Below are 17,501 nucleotides of genomic sequence, written 5' to 3' on the forward strand. Positions count from 1 at the left end.
AACAGCGCCCGCGCGCCTGCCCCATGCTGGAACCCCGCGGCGCGAGCGCCATTTCGACTGGGCCATGTCCGAGCACGCACCGCCCCTGATCCTGACCCTCCAGATGGAAGAGGATGCCTTCGCGCGGTTCGATGCGTTGCGCCGCCGGCATTTTCCGAAGGCGCTCAACCACATTCCCGCGCATGCCACGCTGTTCCACGCGCTCCCCGGCGACCGGGAGGCCGCGATCACCGACAGGATCGACGCCCTGGCACGCGGGATGGAGGTGCCGGAGGTGACGGTGACGGGCCTGCGCTTCATCGGCCGCGGCGTCGCCTTCGTGCTCGAATCCGAGGCGCTCGCCGCGTTTCGCGGAGGGCTCGCCGCCTCTTTTGCCGATGCGCTGACGCCGCAGGACCGGCAGGGCTGGCGCCCGCACGTCACCGTGCAGAACAAGGTCGCCCCCGAGACGGCGCGCGCCCTGCAGGCGGATCTGGAGCGGGACTTCGCGCCCTTCCGGTTCACCGCGCCGGGGGTGCTGCTATGGCGCTATCTCGGCGGCCCCTGGGAGCCGCGGGCGGCGCTGCTGTTCGGCGGCAGCCGATGAGGGTAAGCCGGCCGCCGATGAGAATCCCCGACATCGCCCGCCGCACGGGCGCGCCCATCGCCGGCAGTGCCGTCCAGGTCTGGCGGCGCTTCCACCTCAACGAGGTGGGTCCCCTGGTCTCCCTGCTGGTGCTGAGCCTCCTCGGCTATGGCTTCTTCGCCCTGGCGCACGAGGTCGGCGAGGGCTCGACGGAGGCGCTCGACCGCAAGCTCCTACTGGCGCTGCGCAACCCTGCCGACCTCTCCGACCCGATCGGGCCGCCCTGGCTCGAGGAGACCATGCGCGACATCACGGGCTGGGGCAGCGTGGTCACCATCGTCTTCATCACCGTGAGTGCCTGCATCTATCTGATGCTGACGCGGCGCCGGCGCATCGCACTGTTCGTGCTGGCCGCCATCGGCGGCGGCGAGGCCGTCTCGACCGTGCTCAAGCTGTTCTATCACCGGCCGCGGCCGGATCTCGTCCCGCACGGCATGGAGGTGTTCACGGCGAGCTTTCCGAGCGGCCACGCCATGATGTCGGCCATCGCCTACCTGACGCTGGCGACGCTGCTCGCGCGGATCGAGCGGAGCCGCCGGGTCAGCATCCTGGTGATCGCGCTCGGGGTGGCCATGACGGTCTCGGTCGGCATCAGCCGGGTCTATCTCGGCGTGCACTGGCCGAGCGACGTGCTCGCCGGCTGGTGCGTCGGGGCGGCCTGGGCGGCGCTCTGCTGGTTCGTCGCCCTCCAGCTCCAGCGCAGCGGCGACGTCGAGCCGACGGGCCCGCCTTCTGCATGACGGCTCCGCGCCGTAAAGGTTAAAGCGGGGTAAAGATTGGCCGAACGCATCATTTGTTGTTTTATCGCATTGTCGATCTGACTGCAGCCGACTGTTCGAAAGCCATCCCTATGAGCGAGCGTCGCGAAGCCACCCGAAGGCGCGTCTTCATCGGCGGTCGGATCGTCCACAGCTGCATCCTGTCCGACACCAACTGCATTCTGCGCAATCTCTCCCCCGCCGGGGCGCGGGTCGTCGTCAGCGGGACGATCCCGCTTCCCGATCGCTTCGCCATCGTCGTCGACAGCCGCGGCACCACGCGGGCCGTCGAGACGGTCTGGCGTTCCGGCGACGAGATGGGTGTGCGCTTCGTGAGCGAGGCGCATGAGCGGGAGGGCGTCGGCATGCTGGAGGACAGCCTCAGGCAGAGCCGGGCCGAGTTGGCGCGGCTGCGGGCGCGGATCGCGGAGATCGAACTGCAGGCTCGTCCCGCCGAATGGGCGCTGCATTGATAGCGGCGGCCCTGACGGCCGACGTCTCCAGGGCCGTACGCCGCGCCGTGACGTTTGTCGGCGGCCGATCGCGCGAAGGGGCGATGTTAACGGCCCCTGGTATGATCCGTTGGCAGGCCGGCACGATCGAGGGGATAGGCCGGCCTGCCCGTCGTCCGCGGACCGCGTGACAGGGCGAACAGCCCGACGACAGTGAGGCAGACGCTTCGCGCAGCCGATTTCATCCCCGGCCCGAGACGCAGAATCGCGAAGCGGTCACTTGCCGATGCAGAAGCCGGCAAACAGGTGGTCGAGCATTTCCTCGACGCCGACATGCCCGACGACTTCACCGAGGGCACGAACCGCGAGCCGCAGGTCTTCCGCCACGAGTTCGGGCGCAGATGTGATGCGGCTCGCGACGCGGTCGAGATGGCTGCAGGCACGGGTCAGGGCATCCCGGTGGCGCTCCCGGGTGACGAGCCCGTCGCCGCCGCCGAGGGAGACCTCGGCGGCGGCCCGGATCGCGTCGAGCAGCGCGTCGAGCCCCGCACCGCTGAGGGCGCAGACGCCGAGGTCGTCGCCGGACCGGAGGGCCGCAAGGAGATCGATCTTGGTCTGCACCGCGAGGCCGCGCTGCGGCGGCGTCGCCGCTTCGCCGGCTTCGTCAGCCGGCAACAGGTGGAGAACGAGGTCCGCATCCTCCATCCGGCGCCGGGTGCGGCGGATGCCCTCGGACTCGACGGGATCGTCGGTCTCGCGCAGGCCCGCCGTGTCGACGAGCACCACCGGCAGGCCGCCGAGGTCGCAGCGCACCTCGATGGCGTCGCGTGTGGTGCCGGGCAGGCTCGACACGATCGCCGCCTCGCGGCCGGCCAGGGCATTCAGCAGCGTCGACTTTCCGGCATTCGGCGGTCCGGCCAAAACCACGAAAAAGCCTTCGCGCAGCCGCTCGCCGCGCCGGCCGTCACCGAGCGCCGCTTGGATCTGCTTCGAGAGCGCCTCGGCGTTGCCGGCGAGCGCCGCGTCGAGGCCGTCGTCGTCGACATCGCCTTCGTCGGAGAAGTCGAGGGCGGCCTCGGTGCGGGCCAGCAGGTCGATCGCGGTCTCGCGCCAGGCGCCGACCTGCCGTCCGAGCGCCCCGTCGAGCTGGCGCAGGGCCTGCCGGCGCTGGGCCTCGGTCTCGGCATCGATGAGGTCGGCGATGCCCTCGGCCTGCGCGAGGTCGAGGCGGCCGTTCAGCGCCGCGCGGCGGGTGAAGTCGCCCGGGCCGGCGGCTTGGCAGCCCGGAAGTCGCGCCAGGATGCGCAACACGGCCGTCCGCACGGCGAGCCCGCCATGCAGGTGGAACTCGGCCATGTCCTCGCCGGTGAAGCTGTTCGGACCGGGAAACCAGCCCACCAGCCCGCGGTCGATCGTTTCTCGTGAGTCGGGGTCACGGATGGCCCGCAGCGAGAGGCGGCGCGGCGCGGGCAGGGAACCGGAGATCGCCTCCAGGGCACGGCGACAGGCCGGCCCGCTGATGCGGATCACGGAGACGGCGGCGCGGCCGAACCCGCTCGCGGGTGCGAACAGGGTGAGGCCGTCGTGGTCTGCCGGATCCGCCATCGCCGAGAGTCCCGCCACCCGCAACGGGTGGCGAGATCGCCGTTCAGGTGTTCATCGAGTCGAAGAAGTCGCCGTTGCTCTTGGTCTGGCGCAGCTTGTCCATGAGGAACTCGATCGCGTCCGTGACGCCCATCGGGTTGAGGATGCGGCGCAGCACGTAGGTCTTCTTGAGGGCGTCGGCCGGAACCAGCAACTCCTCCTTGCGGGTGCCCGAGCGGGTGATGTCGATGGCCGGGAAAATGCGGCGGTCGGAGACCTTGCGGTCGAGGATGATCTCCGAGTTGCCAGTGCCCTTGAACTCCTCGAAGATCACCTCGTCCATGCGCGATCCGGTGTCGATCAGCGCGGTGGCGATGATGGAGAGCGAGCCGCCCTCCTCGATGTTGCGGGCCGCGCCGAAGAAGCGCTTGGGGCGCTGCAGGGCGTTGGCGTCGACACCGCCGGTGAGCACCTTGCCGGACGAGGGCACGACCGTGTTGTAGGCGCGTCCCAGGCGGGTAATCGAGTCCAGTAGGATGACCACGTCGCGGCCGTGCTCGACGAGGCGCTTGGCCTTCTCGATCACCATTTCGGCGACCTGCACGTGACGGGTGGCCGGCTCGTCGAAGGTCGAGGCGATGACTTCGCCCTTCACCGAGCGGATCATGTCGGTGACCTCCTCCGGGCGCTCGTCGATGAGCAGCACGATGAGATAGCACTCGGGGTGATTGATGGTGATCGACTGCGCGATGTTCTGCATCAGCACGGTCTTGCCGGTGCGCGGCGGCGCGACGATCAGCGCGCGCTGGCCCTTACCGATCGGCGCGACGATGTCGATGATGCGCGGGCTGAAGTCTTTCTTCGGCGGCGCGTCGAGTTCGAGCTTGAAGCGCTGCGTCGGGAACAGCGGCGTCAGGTTGTCGAAATGGACCTTGTGCTTGATCTTCTCCGGGTTCTCGAAGTTGATCGTGTTCACTTTGAGCAATGCGAAGTAACGCTCGCCGTCCTTGGGGCCTCGGATCGGACCGTCGACGGTGTCGCCGGTGCGCAGGCCGAAGCGGCGGATCTGCAGCGGCGAGATGTAGATGTCGTCCGGGCCGGGCAGGTAGTTCGAATCCGACGAGCGCAGGAAGCCGAAGCCGTCCTGCAGCACCTCGACGGTGCCCGAGCCGATGATCTCGACCTCCTTGGCAGCGAGCTGCTTCAGGATCGCGAACATCAGCTCCTGCTTGCGCATGGTCGAGGCGTTCTCGACCTCGACCTCCTCGGCGAAGGTGATGAGCTCGGTCGGCGTCTTCGACTTGAGATCCTGGAGCTTGACCTCGCGCACGGCATCGAGATCGGAAGCCGCGAGCGGCCCCTCGACGACGGCTTCGTCGACAGGGGTCGGAGCGTCGTTCTGTGACGTCATGTGAGGATTTCGAGCCGACGGAGTGCGGGAACGGGACGGTGAGGTCGGGAGGTATCGAGCCGGGCGCGCAACGAGCGCCTCAGGTCGAGTTCATCATCGCCAGAAGCGATCGGCCCCTGCAACGCCGTGAGCGGGACCTCGGGTGTCCCTGAATGCGATGCAGCTTCGATCGAAGAGCATGTGTCGTTACCGCGTTTCGTGATCCGGCTCAAGTGCCGGCGATCTTGCGAGATCTGATCAGCGGCGGCGCAGGCGTACGTAGAGCGCGCCGGCTCCGCCATGGTGGCGCGCGGCCTCCTCGAAGCCGAGGACGAAATGGCCGAGTTCCGCGCCGCGCAGCCAATGCGGCACACTGCGCCGGAGCACGCCGCGCTCCGAGAACGCCGACGCCGGTCCTTTGTCGCCGCCCTTGCCGGTGACGACGAGGACGCGGGCATGGCCCGCCTCGCGGGCGCGCAGCAGGAAGCCGACCAGGGCGGCATGGGCGTCGGCCTGATAGAGACCGTGCAGGTCGATGCGGGCGTCGATGGCGAGCGACCCGCGGCGGAGGCCCATCCGCTCGCGGCGCTCCAGGCCCGGCGGCTTGGAAGCGTTCGTCAACTTGAAGGGACGCGGTTGCGCCGCCATCGGCATCGGAGCCAGATCGGCGAGCTTGACCGGCCGCTGCGCGGCCGGCTTCGGCGCCGGTTTGGCCGCAGGCGGGATCGGCCGCGGAGCCTCGGCTGCCTTCGCGGCGACGGCCGGGCGGCGGCTCTCGGGCTTGGACGGTGTCGGCTTCGGCACGTCCGGCTCGGGCTTCGGCTTCGCCCGGCCGCGCAGGGGCGTGATCAGCTTGGCGATCTCGCTCCAGAGACGCGCCTCCTCGCCGGAGAGGAGGCGCAGGCGTCGCGGCGGTCTCATCGCGTCGCCTCAGCGGGCATCCGCCGAAACCGGCGCTGCCGCCGGTTTCGGGAGCAGAACGACGAAGCCGATCGCATGGCGCAGGTTGCCGGCGGCGGCCCCCGCGGCATCGCCCGTCCCCAGATAGAGATCGCCGCGCGCCGGGCCGACGATGGCCGAGCCGGTATCCTGCGCGACGACGAGCTGCCCCGGCGTCTGGCTACCCGGCGAAACCCGCCCGTCGAGCCAGAACGGCAGGCCGTAGCGCCACAGCGTGGAATCGACGGCGAGGCTTCGGCCCGGGGTCAAAGGCACGCCGGCTGCGCCGGGGGGGCCGAGCGCGGCGTCCGCCGCTGCCTCGACCTTGAAGAAGACATAGGCCGCGTTCGTGCGCATCAGCCGGCGGGCTTCGACCGGATGGGCACGCAGCCATCCGGCCCAGCGGGCGAAGGTCAGGCCTTCCAGCGGCAGATGACCTTCGGTCACGATCGTCTTGACCACGGAACTGTAGGGACGTCCGTTCTTGCCGTCGTAGCGCACCCGCAGGCTGCGGCCGTCGGGCAGTCGCACGCGTCCCGATCCCTGCACCTGCAGCACGAACAGGTCGACGGGATCGCGCAGCCAGAGCAGCGGCCTGGCCCGGTCGCCGAGCGCGCCGTCCTCGATCGCGGCGCGGTCCGGATAGGGCTCGAAGCCGGAGGCCGTCCGCCGGGCCGCGCGCAGCGACGGGTCGAGGCCGGGCGGAACCTGTCCCGGCTCGAAGGTCACCAAGTCGTCGGGCCGCGCCAGGATGGCCGCGGTGAATCCGGGGCCGGGAACCGCCGACGCGCTGAGTTCCGGCTCGAAGTAGCCGGTGAGGAAACCCGCACGCCGCTCGGCCTCGATGACGCGCGCCGGCCGCGTCACGCGGTAGGCGCTGAAGGCGGTCTCGAAGAAGCTGCGCGCCGCCTCGCGCGGAAGATCGCGCGCCTTGGCGCAGGCGGCCGCCAGATCGGTCAACGATCCGCGAACGCCCGCCGGCTGGCTCGACGAGGCGAGCGGTGCGCCGCAGGTCAGGCGGAACGCATCGAGCCCGGCGGCGTGGTCGTCGTCCGCGAAGCCCGGCAGGCTTGCGAGTTCGACGGGTTCGAGGACGGCGTCGCCGATCCGCACAGGTTCAGCGGCGAAAGCCCCGGGACTGAAGAGGAGGAATGCCGCCCCGAACGCGGTGGAGGCCGTGTGCCTTGGGGCGGACATGGTTCGCGCGCCCGATCAGCTGCCGGCTTCCGTGGCGACGAGCTGCCAGTTCGGATCGCGGCTGCCCATGGTGCGGGCGAAGGTCCAGACGTCGGGCACCTCGACTACGGCCTCGGCGCTGCCGTCCACCACCTTGCCCTCGGCGTCCCGCGTCGCGGTGATGAGGTTCGACAGGAAGCGCACGGTGATCTGCGCCACGCGGTTCTTCACGTCGACGGCGACGATCTCGGCCTTGTCGATCGACACGAAGGTGGTCTCGGCCGTCTCCTTGCGCTGCTCGCGCTCGGTGATCGCCCGCTCGAAGCCTTCGGCCACCTCGCGCGAAAGCAGCGTCCGCAGGGTCTTGCGGTCGCCCTTGTTGAAGGCGAGGACGATGGCCTCGTAGGCCTTCTTCGAGCCTTCGACGAAGGCGCGCGGATCGAAGGCCGGCTCCAGCTGAAGCACCTGCTCGAGGCCGCCGGCCACCGGCGAACCCGGCTCGGCGATGCCGCGCCAGTCGCGGGCCGGCGCGACGGCCGCAGCGGCGGCGGGCGCCTGTCCGCGATCGGCGCCGGGCAGGCGGACGACGTTGTCGCCGTCGGAGCGCCCGTCCGGCCGGCCGGACGGCGGCTCGGTCCTGTTCCGCTCCACCGGGCGGAACGGCGAGCGCTCGGCCCCCGTCTTCTGTCCCAGCACCGAGCGCAGCCGCCAGATCACGAAGACCGCCAGCGCCAGGAAGATGATCGTCGTAACGTCGAAGGAATCCTGCATCACCGATCCGGGTCGTGGTCACCGCACGAACTTGACAGACACGAACGTGCTCTGGCCGCGAGGCGCTGCGAACCGCCCCGCCCGCGCCCTTTAGCCGAGCCCCGCGCAAGGATCGAGCCGCCAGAACACGGGCCGGCGCGGAGGGGCACGCTCGCGATGATAGCCGGATATGGGGCGACATCGCGAGCGGTTCCAGACGGCGTGAGGGCGCAGGCGCATGGCAGCCGTGATCTCGGCTCGCCGGCGCACCGGATTTCCGGCCGTTCGCAGGTCCGGGATCTCCCGGCGGCCCGCCGGGCTTTCGCTTGTTCGCCTCATGCGGGCATGGTAGCGCGCTCGCGCCCCGGCGGCCGGATCGAGACCCGGCCTGCAAGAGGGCACGGGCGTCGAGGCCCGGAAATGTCCAGGAAGGAGACACGTCATGGCCGATACTTCGGCACCGAACGGCGGCGCGCCGCAGACCGAAGACGTCGCGCCGGCGATCAACGCCCTCGCGCAATACGCCAAGGACCTCTCCTTCGAGAACCCGCTCGCACCGCGCTCGCCGCAGCAGCAGGACGGCGGACCGCAGATCAACATCCAGGTGAACGTCAACGCGCAGCAGCTCGCCGAGCAGGATTTCGAAGTCGTGCTGACGCTCGAAGGCGACGCGAAGGTTAAGAACGAGGTGCTGTTCGCCTTCGAGTTGAAATATGCCGGCGTCTTCCGGATGCGCAACATCCCGCAGGACCAAATCCATCCGGCCGTGATGATCGAGTGCCCGCGGCTGCTCTTCCCGTTCGCCCGGCAGATCGTCGCCGACGCGGTGCGCAACGGCGGCTTCCCGCCCCTCTACATCGATCCGATCGACTTCGTCGGCCTCTACCGCCAGAAGGCCGAGGAAGCGCAGAGCGCAGCGGGTGCCCAGCCCACCGGGCCGCTGGCCTCCTGATCGATACGCCCTCGGCCGCTCGGGCGCACTCCGCGGAAGCGGCAACCGGGTCGGCGCAGCAGTGCGCGACACGATAATCGCTTTGGGGCCGTGGCCGATTGCAACGCGATCGGGCACGGCGCCGAAGGCCCGGGGCGTCAGCCCGCGACGGTCTCGCGTTCGAGGCGGCGGCGGAGGCGGGTGGCTCCGTAGACGGCGGCCAGATGCCGGCGTGCCGCGTGGATCGGCGGCGCCTCGCGCTCGGCGCGGGCGGCTGCGATGACCAGCAGCGTCGATGCGATGGAATGCTGAAGACGTCCCTGGGCGGTCGCCCATGCCAGGACGTCGCCGGATTTCGCCTGTCCGGCGTTACCCGGCGTCGATTCGACGGTCGTCATGATCAGCCCCTTCGAGTCGTTACGACCCCGTCGCCCTCTGGTGGGGCGATCGGGGCAGTATTCGCGGTCCGCTTGGCGCGATCAAGGCAGCTTGGCCGTAAGCCGGCCGATCAGGCGCCGCAGACCGCCTCGATCTTGCTCTTCAGGGTCGCCGCGTTGAACGGCTTGACGATGTAGTTGTTCACGCCGGCCTTCTTGGCCGCGATGACGTTCTCGGTCTTGGACTCGGCCGTGACCATGATGAACGGCGTGGTGCGCAGGCCCTCGTCGGCGCGGACGTGGCGCAGCAACTCGTAGCCGGTCATCGGCTCCATGTTCCAGTCTGAGATCACGAGGCCGTACTTGCGGGTCTTGAGCCGCCCGAGCGCGGCCGTGCCGTCCGAGGCATCGTCGACGTCCTCGAAGCCGAGCTGCTTCAGCAGGTTGCGAATGATGCGGACCATCGTCTGGTAATCGTCGACGACGAGGATCGGCATGCCGAGGTCGAGGGCCATGGAAGGACTGCTCCGGGAGCGGTGCCGGTGCCGTGAGGCGGCTCCGTGATCGGCATCAGATTATGCGGACGGCGTTGCAAAGCGGTTAATCCGCGGCGTCCGGCGCCGCGCCGACCCGATCGCGTCGTCGTATCCGCCGACGCATGTCGTTCGCCGATGGATCCGAGACATCTTACTGTCCTCGGTAGTCGAACCCGGGCCGTCCTGCGCAGAAACAAAAGAACAGGCTTCCGTAATAGGGCGGCCGTGCTGCATATCGTCTTCGTTGCACGTGAAATTCAGTGCGGACGTGCCATGGAAACGACCTGTGGCTGAGATTGAGATTGTTTATGTCACTACAAGTCGCAATGATCAGCGTGGAGCCCCGCCAAAGCGTCGGGCTTTGCCGTATGAACTCGGCGATCCGCTGCCGCGCATCGGCGAGAGCGTGATCATCGATTTCGATGCAGGGGCGCCTGCGCGCTGGATCGTTCAGGATGTCGCCCACGTGATCGAGGATGACCGGCACGGCGTCGTGGTACGCCTCGCGCTCCCGTTCCTGCCGTGAGACCAGGGCGGCTCGCTTGACCCGCCCTCCGCTTTTCGACAGGGACGGCGCCGGAATCGCAACGCGCAGGACCCGATGTCGTCTGGAGAGGAGACCGTCCGGAAGGCCGGCGCCGCGGGTGACCCGAGCGATTCCACGGCCTGGCCCCCGGACCGGACGGCGCGCTTCGTCATCGCGCGCGACGTCGAGCCGCTGCCGCCGGAACTCGCCGGAGCCGTCGTCGCCCTGGGCAATTTCGACGGGGTCCATCGCGGGCACCGCGCGCTGATCGACGCCGTGCGCGAAGAGGCCTGCCGCATCGCGCCCCGGCGCCCGGCGGCGGCGCTGACCTTCGAGCCGCATCCGCGCGCCTATTTCGCGCCCGACCAGCCGATGTTCCGCCTCACCGGCCCGGCGGCGAAGGAGATCGTGTTCGCCCGGCTCGGCCTCGACGGGCTGATCGAGCGTCGGTTCGACGCGGACCTCGCCGGCCAGAGCCCGGCGGATTTCGTCGACGGCCTCCTCAAGACTCAGCTCGGCCTGTCGGGTGTCGTCATCGGGCACGATTTCCACTTCGGACGCGGCCGGTCGGGAACGCCGGCGATCCTGGCGGATCTCTGCGCGACGGCCGGGCTGGCCTGTCGCATCGTGCCCGCCGTCTCGCCCGAGCCCGGGCAGCCGCCGATCTCGTCGAGCGCGATCCGGGCCGCCCTCGGCGCCGGTGCGGTCACGGCTGCGAACGCGCTGCTCGGCTATCGCTGGTTCGTGCTGGGGACCGTCCGTCACGGCGAAAAGCGCGGCCGCGAACTCGGCTTCCCGACGGCGAATCTCGCGCTCGATTCTTGCGGTCTGGCGCATGGCATCTACGCCGTGCGCGTGCGCCTACCCGACGGCACCCTGCGCGACGGCGTCGCGAGCTACGGCCGGCGGCCGACCTTCGACGACGGCGCGCCGTTGCTCGAGACGTATCTGTTCGATTTTTCGGGCGATCTCTACGAGCAGGAGATCGCGGTGGAATTCGTCGGCTTCATCCGCGGCGAGGAACGCTTCGCGAGTGCGGAGGCTCTGGTCGCTCGCATGCATGTCGACGCGGCCGAGGCGCGCGCGATGCTCGTCGGCGACGCTGCCGCCTCGATGCTCGGTTAGGCTCTCTCCCAAAGCACGATCCGGACAGTGGAATCCGGTTGCTCGAGAACATGACGCGATAACGGAGGGCTGAAGCGTGCGGCTGCGTCCTCGAAGGTGCAGCACGCTCCGGCGTTCAGGAACATCCGGCTATGCTGTTGCGTATCGGTTGGCCCGCGCCGTCCCGTGCGTCGAGCGCCGGCCCCGCGGAGACTCGCCCATGAACGCCTTCATCGCCGTCGTCCTCGTCTGCGCGAACGGCATCCCGCAGGCCGACTGCACCGACGACAGGGCCAGCGAGGTGCGCAAGGTCAGGGTCGCGAACGAGCTCGGCTGCACGAGCGGCTGGCAGGAGATCATTGCCCGCACCGATCTGCGCGACGAGATCGGCAAGACCTCCTACCTCAAGACCGAGTGTCGCCGGGTAAAGGAGTAGAGCCGGCCGATCGCCGCCTCCACCCGGTGACATCATACCAGCGGCCCATACGGCTGACGCCTTCAGGGCCGTCCGCCGCACCAGCTGCAGCGTGCATTCGTGCTTACCGACGGCCGCCGCCGGAAGGCGTCGAAGCTTTCGGCCGTCGGTATCAGGCCTCCGGAAGCCCTGGGGCGATCCCGAGGGCGTCGAGGCCTTCCTCCAGCAGGTTTCCGGCATCGGGCGTGCGCAGCAGCTCCTTGACGGCGCCGTCGCCCGCCGCCTCGCGCTCGCGGGCGAAGGCCACCGCGCCGTCCCAGTCCAGCGCATCCATGTCGCCGCGGCCGACATAGAGCAGCGCCAGGAGTTCGGCGCGGCGATCGTCGTCGAGACCGCGGATCATGCCGCGAACCTCGCTCTCCGTGGCATCGTCCGTGCCGGCGGTGAGCACGTCGGTGGCGCCGTCATCGATCGGGTTCGAGCCCGAATCCGGGTCGGTGGCGCCCTCCTTCACCTCGATCGCCCTCAGCCGTAGGACGATCTCGGTGACGGTGTCGACGGCGATGTCCATGGAAACTCCTGACGCGGTGTCGTGAACGGGACGGTGGGTCCGGCCGCCGCGGCCGCAGGCAGGCAGGGAGCCGGAAGCGGGTCCGGTGCGTTCGGAATGCGTCCGGGGGACGCTGCCGAGGCTCGGTGGCCGGAGACCTCCTAACTCACGAAGACCGCCGCGGGTTCGATCCGTCCGGCACGAAAGCCTCCCTCGACCTCCTCGGTACTACGCCCCAGGCCTCATGCCGCGACCGTCCATGTTTTCAGCCGCACGTTCGCTTTCTCCCATCCGGAGAGCGCGCTACCGCATGCCTGTGTATCCTCCGATCCTCACCCTCCCGCAGCCCCGCCTGGCGCGTCGGCTCACTCTGGCGGCCTTGGCCCTCGCCTGGGCCTCGCCGGCCCGTGCCGAGCCCGAGACGACGGCGCCGGCCTGCTATCCGACGGCCGGCGGGGCGCTGGAGATCTGCCGGTCCGGCAGCGAACCCGAGGGCGTGCTCTATGCGCCGCCACCCTGTCGCTTCGGCTACGGCGTTCAGATCGTTCGGCTGAAGGCGCGCAGCGCGCCAGGTCCTCTCCAGGTCGTGTTCCATGCCGAGCCGTTGCGCGAGGGCGGCAAGCGCCGGGAGGACGAGGCCTGCGCGGCGGATCTGCGGGCGACCGATCCGAATGCCGGCGGCTCGGTCCGGTCCGGCCGTCTGGCGGAGCAGCTCGCCGGGACGATGCCGCCGACGGCGTACCGCTTCTGGGGGACCTCCGCTCGCGAGGAGACGCGCCAGCCCCGGCCGAGGCGCCGTGGCCGCCGGAGCCGCGAGGCGAAGCCGGAGGCGGCCCGCCCCGTCCAAGCCGTGCGCGAGGGCAGCGGCGCCCGCGACCCGATGACCGTGGCCGGACGCGACTGGGCCGGCGACGACTATCAATACGTCTTCATGATCGCCACCGAAGCCGTCGAGGAAAATCTCCGCCACGTCCTGATCCAGGCGCGAACCCTCGATTTCGAGAACTTCGACGTCAAATCCCGGCGCGAGGGCTCCGAGGCGGCCGAATGGGTGCCGTTCGGCGAGCAGGAGACGGCGCCGCGCGGTCGCCGCGCGCGTCGGGCGCGACGCCCCGAGCCGGCGGCCCTGGCGCCGGTCATGGACGAGGCCGGCAAGCCGATCGTCGGCAATTGCGCAGGCCGGGGCTTCGACGTGCAGGGGCTGGTCGGCTCGATCAGCGTGGTCGAACAGACCTACCACTACTTCTACACCGACGTGCTCCCGGCGGATTGCGCCGAGCCGACGTCCAAGCGCCGGCTCGGGCTGTACCTCCGCACCAGCCGCGACGTCGGCGCCGAGAGGGCGTGGTCTGCGCCCCGGACCGTCATCGAGACCCTGCCGCCGGACACGCTGGTGCGGGTCGGCAAGGCCAAGGGCATGGAGCGCTGGGTTCTGGCCTATTCCTGCTTCCGGCCGGCCAACGCCGCCGGCGGTCCGGTGGCCGACATCTGCCTGCACTACACCGCGGACCTGTCGCTCGGTGCGTTCAAGGACCTGCCGCTGTTCGCGGAACCGGCGAGCGCGGCACGCTCGCCGGCCCATCTCGGCCTGCGCTCGGGCGGTGACGGCGGCGGGCGCTACGGTCGCGACGGCTTCTTCTGGATGACCGACCGCTACGGCAACGTCGACACGCCGGCAGCCTACCCGACCAAGGGCGGATTCCTCACCTGGCTCGACCGGCTCGCCCCGCGCTCGGACGGCAGCGCCGGGTCGAGCCTCTACGGCCGCCCGGTCTACTGGTCCACCTGGACGGTGCGCTCGCGCTAGCTCAAGCGGCGGCGGATGTGCTCGTCGCGACAGGCGCCGGCTCGTTCGCCGCATGGTCCGGCCCACCGAACAGGGTCGATGGCTCGGAGCGCCATTGCCCCGTCGTGGGATCCTCGGCGCGCCTGTGCGCCCACAGCATCATCACGGCGACGAGCAGCCAGGAACATCCGATCCCGATGAAGAACGACATGCGACTTGAACTCCCGTGCGGCGCTCCGCCGATCCGCGACACCGGGATGATAGGCGGTCGCTCGCGGCCGGCAAGACTTGCCATTGCGCAGGTTCTTGCGAAGGTTCGGGCGCCAAACTTGCCTTCCGGGGACATGGCCCGCGCCCGTCCTGTCCCACCCTCGCGATCCGGTGCCGCATGAAACACATCAAATGGCTCGGCCTGCTGCCGTTCCTCGGCATGCTCGGGGGGCCGTTCGTGTTCAACCGGGTCGAGCCGATGATCTTCGGCATGCCGCTGCTGCTCACATGGCTCGTCGCCTGCGTCGTCGCGAGTTCCGCGATCATGGGCGTGATCTATCTCTGCGATCCGGCCCGCTCCGAGATCGAGCGATGAACGCCGCGCTGCCGATCATCGCGCTCGCCGTATGCGTCATCCTCGGCCTCGGCCTGTGGGCGCGCTCCGGCCACGACATGGATCTCGAACAATGGACGGTCGGCGGCCGCGGCTTCGGGACGATGCTCGTGTTCCTGCTGATGGCGGGCGAGGTCTACACGACCTTCACCTTCCTCGGCGCCTCGGGCTGGGCCTACGGCAAAGGCGGGCCGACCTACTACATCCTCTGCTACCTCTGCCTGATCTACCTGATTTCCTATTGGCTGCTGCCGCCGGTCTGGCGTTACGCCAAGGCCCGCAAGCTCTTCTCGCAGCCCGACTTCTTCGCCGCGAAATACGACAGCCCAGCGCTCGGCATCCTCGTGGCGTTGGTCGGGATCGTTGCGCTGGTCCCGTACATGGTGCTGCAGCTCAAGGGCCTCGGCATCATCGTGGCCACCGCCTCCTACGGGGCGATCTCGCCCACGATCGCGGTCTGGATCGGCGCGGGGACGGTGACGGCCTACGTCATGGCGTCGGGCGTGCGCGGCTCGGCCTGGAACGCCGTCATCAAGGACGTGCTGATCCTGTCCGTGGTGGTCTTTCTCGGGCTCTACCTGCCCTACCATTATTATGGCGGCATCGAGCCGATGTTCCGGGCGATCGACCAAGCCAAGCCCGGTTTCCTGGCGCTGCCCGAACGCGGTCAGAGCGCGAGCTGGTTCGCCTCGACGACGCTGCTCACCGCGCTCGGCGGCTGGATGTTCCCGCACATCTTCGGCTCGGTCTACACGGCGCGCGAGGCGAACGTGTTTCGCCGCAACGCGGTGTTCCTGCCGCTCTACCAGCTGATGCTGCTGTTCGTGTTCTTCGCGGGTTTCGCGGCGGTGCTGCAGGTGCCGGGGCTGAAGGGGCCCGACGTCGACCTCGCCCTGTTCAAGCTCGCGATCGAGACGTTCCCGCCCTGGTTCGTCGGCGTGATCGGCGCGACCGGCGTGTTCACGGCCCTGGTGCCAGGCTCGATGATCCTGATCTCGGGTGCGACCCTCGTGGCGCACAACCTCTACCGGCCGCTGCGCCCCGCCGCGACGGACGCCTCGACGGGCCGGCTCGCCAAGCTGGTGGCGCCGGTCCTCGCGCTCGTCTGCGTGGGCTTCACTCTGCACGGCGGCGAGACGATCGTGCAGCTGCTGCTGATGGGCTACGCCTTCGTCACGCAGCTGTTTCCCGCCCTGCTCGCGAGCCTGATGGCGCGCAATCCGCTCTCGAAGGAGGGCGCGGCGGCGGGCATCGTGGCGGGGGTCGGTGCGGTGGCGGTGACCGCGATCGGCGGTCACACGATGGCGAGCCTGTTTCCGATGCTGCCCGGCCCGGTCCAGGACCTCAACATCGGCGTCGTCGCGCTGGTGTTGAACGTCGTGGTTGCGGTGGTTGTCAGTGTCGCGTCACGGCGAGCGGGCGCAAATGCGCGTGCGGTGACGGACTAGAGGGCAGGTCGGCTCACAGCGTCATTCCGGGGCTCGCTCAAGGCGAGAACCCGGAATCCAGAACCGTCGACGGGTCGAATTGATCGGGATCCGCGCGTCGTACGGACGACCGTCGGCCGATGCGCCGGCCGAGAATCAGGCGGCGCGGGCGGCGGCGTGGCTCCGGTAGAGCCCCCGGACGGCGGAGAACGGAAGCAGAAGGGTCTTCACCACGGCGGTGACGGCCAGGACGGCGAGAACCGGAAGGATCGCTACGCAGATTCCGATCACGGGCATCGCAAGCTCCAATTTTTTACGCGGCGACGCCGTGGCGTTGCCTGGGGGTGACATACCGCGACCCAATCGCGGCAATACGAAGGACGGTTTCCGCATTCCTGCGGAATTCTACCGAGACGGCGCCCCCGGCCCGACGGCGGCGACCCGGCCCGCGCGCGGATGCGCGGCGTCGAAGGCGCTCATCAGGCGGTCGGCATCGACACGGGTGTAGAGCTGGGTCGTCGAGAGCGAGGCGTGTCCCAGGAGCTCCTGGATCGCCCGCAGCTCGCCCTGGCGCGCCAGCAGGTGCGTCGCGAAAGAGTGGCGCAGCGCATGCGGCGTCGCGCTGTCCGGCAGCCCGAGGGCGCCGCGCAAGGCCGCCATGGCGTATTGGACGACGCGCGGCGAGAGCGGCCCGCCCTTCACGCCGACGAAGAGCGGCCCCTCCGGATCGAGGGGATGGGGACAGGCCGCGAGATAGGCGGCCACGGCCTGCGACACCGCCGGCAGCACCGGCACGGCGCGGGTTTTGCCGCCCTTGCCGACGACGCGGACCTCGTCGATGCCCGGCGACGGCGCGTCCTTGCGGACGATGCCCAGCGCCTCCGAGATGCGCAGGCCCGAGCCGTAGAGCAGGGCGATCACGGCCGCGTCGCGGGCGAGCACCCAGGGCTCACGGTCGTCGTCGGGGCGGCTCTCCGACCGTGTGACCGCGATGGCGGATTCCATCGAGAGCGGACGCGGCAGGCGGCGTTCGACCTTGGGCGAGCGCACCGCGCCGAGCGCGGCGACGCCGCCATGGCCCTCGCGTTCGAGATAGCGGGCGAAGGAGCGGATGCCGGCGAGCACCCGCATCAGCGAGCGGCCGGTCAGCCCGTCGGCGCGCCGCGCCGCCATGAAGCCGCGCACGTCGCGCGGTTTCAGCGACACCAGCTTTGCGATCGTCGGCGTGCCGGCGCGGCGGTCGAGATGGCTCAGGAACTGGTGGAGATCGCGGGCATACGCCTCGCAGGTGTTGCCGGCCATCCGCCGCTCGCGGGCGAGCCCGTCGATCCAGGCCTCGGCTGTCGCGCGCAGCAGCGCATCGCCGGCGAACGACACGGGGCCGCCGTCATCGGGCGGTTCGTCGGTTTGGGAGGGGAGGGCTGCCATCGCTGGCGCCCATCAAGGGTCGTTATGGTTGAGGAGGTGTTAACGCGGCGCGTGGCGGACCCTCGCCAACGAAAAAGCGCGCCGGAAGGGCGCGCTGAGTTTCGATCGTTGGGACACTTCCTGGGAAGAAGCGTCGGGATCAT

21 protein-coding genes are annotated in these 17,501 nt (G+C 69.8%); 10 read left to right on the forward strand and 11 right to left on the reverse strand.

The features are described from left to right. The first annotated feature begins 64 nt into the window (after positions 1 to 64). The 3 genes from MHA02_RS03780 (at position 65) to MHA02_RS03790 (ending at position 1,856) form a co-directional block, all read left to right on the forward strand. Positions 65 to 586, forward strand: a complete 522-nt coding sequence (locus tag MHA02_RS03780; protein ID WP_147076673.1) for a 2'-5' RNA ligase family protein — start codon at positions 65 to 67, stop codon at positions 584 to 586. 17 nt (positions 587 to 603) lie between these two features. Further along, positions 604 to 1,365 (forward strand): phosphatase PAP2 family protein, encoded by a 762-nt coding sequence (locus tag MHA02_RS03785; RefSeq protein WP_147076675.1) that lies wholly within the window; start codon positions 604 to 606, stop codon positions 1,363 to 1,365. Between the two features lie 110 nt (positions 1,366 to 1,475). After that, positions 1,476 to 1,856, forward strand: a complete 381-nt coding sequence (locus MHA02_RS03790; RefSeq protein ID WP_147076677.1) for a PilZ domain-containing protein — start codon at positions 1,476 to 1,478, stop codon at positions 1,854 to 1,856. A 255-nt stretch (positions 1,857 to 2,111) separates the two neighbouring features. Here the strand turns inward: MHA02_RS03790 and mnmE are convergent, their stop codons facing one another. From mnmE to MHA02_RS03815, 5 genes are all read right to left on the reverse strand, one after another. Continuing rightward, positions 2,112 to 3,440, reverse strand: a complete 1,329-nt coding sequence (mnmE, locus tag MHA02_RS03795; RefSeq protein ID WP_147076679.1) for a tRNA uridine-5-carboxymethylaminomethyl(34) synthesis GTPase MnmE — start codon at positions 3,438 to 3,440, stop codon at positions 2,112 to 2,114. Positions 3,441 to 3,483: 43 nt separating this feature from the next. Next, positions 3,484 to 4,830 (reverse strand): transcription termination factor Rho, encoded by a 1,347-nt coding sequence (gene rho, locus MHA02_RS03800; RefSeq protein WP_147076681.1) that lies wholly within the window; start codon positions 4,828 to 4,830, stop codon positions 3,484 to 3,486. A 237-nt stretch (positions 4,831 to 5,067) separates the two neighbouring features. After that, positions 5,068 to 5,730, reverse strand: a complete 663-nt coding sequence (locus tag MHA02_RS03805; protein WP_147076683.1) for a Smr/MutS family protein — start codon at positions 5,728 to 5,730, stop codon at positions 5,068 to 5,070. Between the two features lie 9 nt (positions 5,731 to 5,739). Next, on the reverse strand, positions 5,740 to 6,945 hold the full coding sequence (gene mltA / locus MHA02_RS03810) for a murein transglycosylase A (protein WP_147076685.1): 1,206 nt from the start codon (positions 6,943 to 6,945) through the stop codon (positions 5,740 to 5,742). A 15-nt stretch (positions 6,946 to 6,960) separates the two neighbouring features. Then, a complete protein-coding gene (locus MHA02_RS03815; protein ID WP_147076687.1) occupies positions 6,961 to 7,695 on the reverse strand; it encodes a Tim44/TimA family putative adaptor protein in 735 nt (244 codons plus the stop codon). 421 nt (positions 7,696 to 8,116) lie between these two features. Here MHA02_RS03815 and secB point away from each other — a divergent pair, with 421 nt between their 5' ends. Next, positions 8,117 to 8,626 (forward strand): protein-export chaperone SecB, encoded by a 510-nt coding sequence (gene secB / locus MHA02_RS03820; RefSeq protein ID WP_147076689.1) that lies wholly within the window; start codon positions 8,117 to 8,119, stop codon positions 8,624 to 8,626. Between the two features lie 137 nt (positions 8,627 to 8,763). On the opposite strand, the gene MHA02_RS03825 is transcribed toward secB, so the two are convergent. Further along, positions 8,764 to 9,003 carry a hypothetical protein gene (locus MHA02_RS03825; RefSeq protein ID WP_147076691.1) on the reverse strand — a complete coding sequence of 80 codons (240 nt, stop codon included), beginning with the start codon at positions 9,001 to 9,003 and terminating at the stop codon, positions 8,764 to 8,766. A 110-nt stretch (positions 9,004 to 9,113) separates the two neighbouring features. After that, entirely contained in the window at positions 9,114 to 9,497 is a 384-nt protein-coding gene (locus MHA02_RS03830) for a response regulator (RefSeq protein ID WP_147044648.1), read from the reverse strand. A gap of 382 nt (positions 9,498 to 9,879) precedes the next feature. Here MHA02_RS03830 and MHA02_RS03835 point away from each other — a divergent pair, with 382 nt between their 5' ends. The 3 genes from MHA02_RS03835 (at position 9,880) to MHA02_RS03845 (ending at position 11,584) form a co-directional block, all read left to right on the forward strand. Next, positions 9,880 to 10,044: a hypothetical protein gene (locus MHA02_RS03835; protein WP_170249004.1), complete on the forward strand. Its 165-nt coding sequence runs from the start codon at positions 9,880 to 9,882 to the stop codon at positions 10,042 to 10,044. Between the two features lie 75 nt (positions 10,045 to 10,119). Beyond that, positions 10,120 to 11,169 (forward strand): bifunctional riboflavin kinase/FAD synthetase, encoded by a 1,050-nt coding sequence (locus MHA02_RS03840; protein ID WP_147076695.1) that lies wholly within the window; start codon positions 10,120 to 10,122, stop codon positions 11,167 to 11,169. Between the two features lie 199 nt (positions 11,170 to 11,368). Beyond that, positions 11,369 to 11,584 (forward strand): hypothetical protein, encoded by a 216-nt coding sequence (locus tag MHA02_RS03845; RefSeq protein WP_147076697.1) that lies wholly within the window; start codon positions 11,369 to 11,371, stop codon positions 11,582 to 11,584. Between the two features lie 151 nt (positions 11,585 to 11,735). Here the strand turns inward: MHA02_RS03845 and MHA02_RS03850 are convergent, their stop codons facing one another. Beyond that, a complete protein-coding gene (locus MHA02_RS03850; protein WP_147076699.1) occupies positions 11,736 to 12,134 on the reverse strand; it encodes a DUF3775 domain-containing protein in 399 nt (132 codons plus the stop codon). Between the two features lie 289 nt (positions 12,135 to 12,423). Between MHA02_RS03850 and MHA02_RS03855 the strand changes: the two genes are divergently transcribed. Next, a complete protein-coding gene (locus MHA02_RS03855; RefSeq protein WP_238180209.1) occupies positions 12,424 to 13,920 on the forward strand; it encodes a hypothetical protein in 1,497 nt (498 codons plus the stop codon). A gap of 1 nt (position 13,921) precedes the next feature. On the opposite strand, the gene MHA02_RS03860 is transcribed toward MHA02_RS03855, so the two are convergent. Beyond that, positions 13,922 to 14,110, reverse strand: coding sequence for a hypothetical protein (locus MHA02_RS03860; RefSeq protein WP_147076701.1), 189 nt, complete (start codon positions 14,108 to 14,110; stop codon positions 13,922 to 13,924). Between the two features lie 177 nt (positions 14,111 to 14,287). Between MHA02_RS03860 and MHA02_RS03865 the strand changes: the two genes are divergently transcribed. After that, complete coding sequence (locus tag MHA02_RS03865) at positions 14,288 to 14,485, forward strand: DUF3311 domain-containing protein (RefSeq protein WP_147076703.1); 198 nt, start codon at positions 14,288 to 14,290, stop codon at positions 14,483 to 14,485. Beyond that, complete coding sequence (locus MHA02_RS03870) at positions 14,482 to 15,951, forward strand: sodium:solute symporter family protein (protein WP_147076705.1); 1,470 nt, start codon at positions 14,482 to 14,484, stop codon at positions 15,949 to 15,951. Before MHA02_RS03865 ends, MHA02_RS03870 begins: the two co-directional genes overlap by 4 nt. Before the next feature lie 135 nt (positions 15,952 to 16,086). Here the strand turns inward: MHA02_RS03870 and MHA02_RS21995 are convergent, their stop codons facing one another. Together MHA02_RS21995 and MHA02_RS03875 are read right to left on the reverse strand one after the other, a co-directional pair. Continuing rightward, the gene (locus MHA02_RS21995) at positions 16,087 to 16,227 is read right to left on the reverse strand and encodes a hypothetical protein (RefSeq protein ID WP_170249007.1); all 141 of its coding nucleotides are present in this window, start codon (positions 16,225 to 16,227) and stop codon (positions 16,087 to 16,089) included. Between the two features lie 108 nt (positions 16,228 to 16,335). Further along, positions 16,336 to 17,358, reverse strand: coding sequence for a tyrosine recombinase XerC (locus MHA02_RS03875; protein ID WP_147076707.1), 1,023 nt, complete (start codon positions 17,356 to 17,358; stop codon positions 16,336 to 16,338). Positions 17,359 to 17,501 lie beyond the last annotated feature (143 nt).

It is taken from the genome of Methylobacterium haplocladii (assembly GCF_007992175.1).
GTDB classification, from domain to species: Bacteria; Pseudomonadota; Alphaproteobacteria; order Rhizobiales; family Beijerinckiaceae; genus Methylobacterium; species Methylobacterium haplocladii.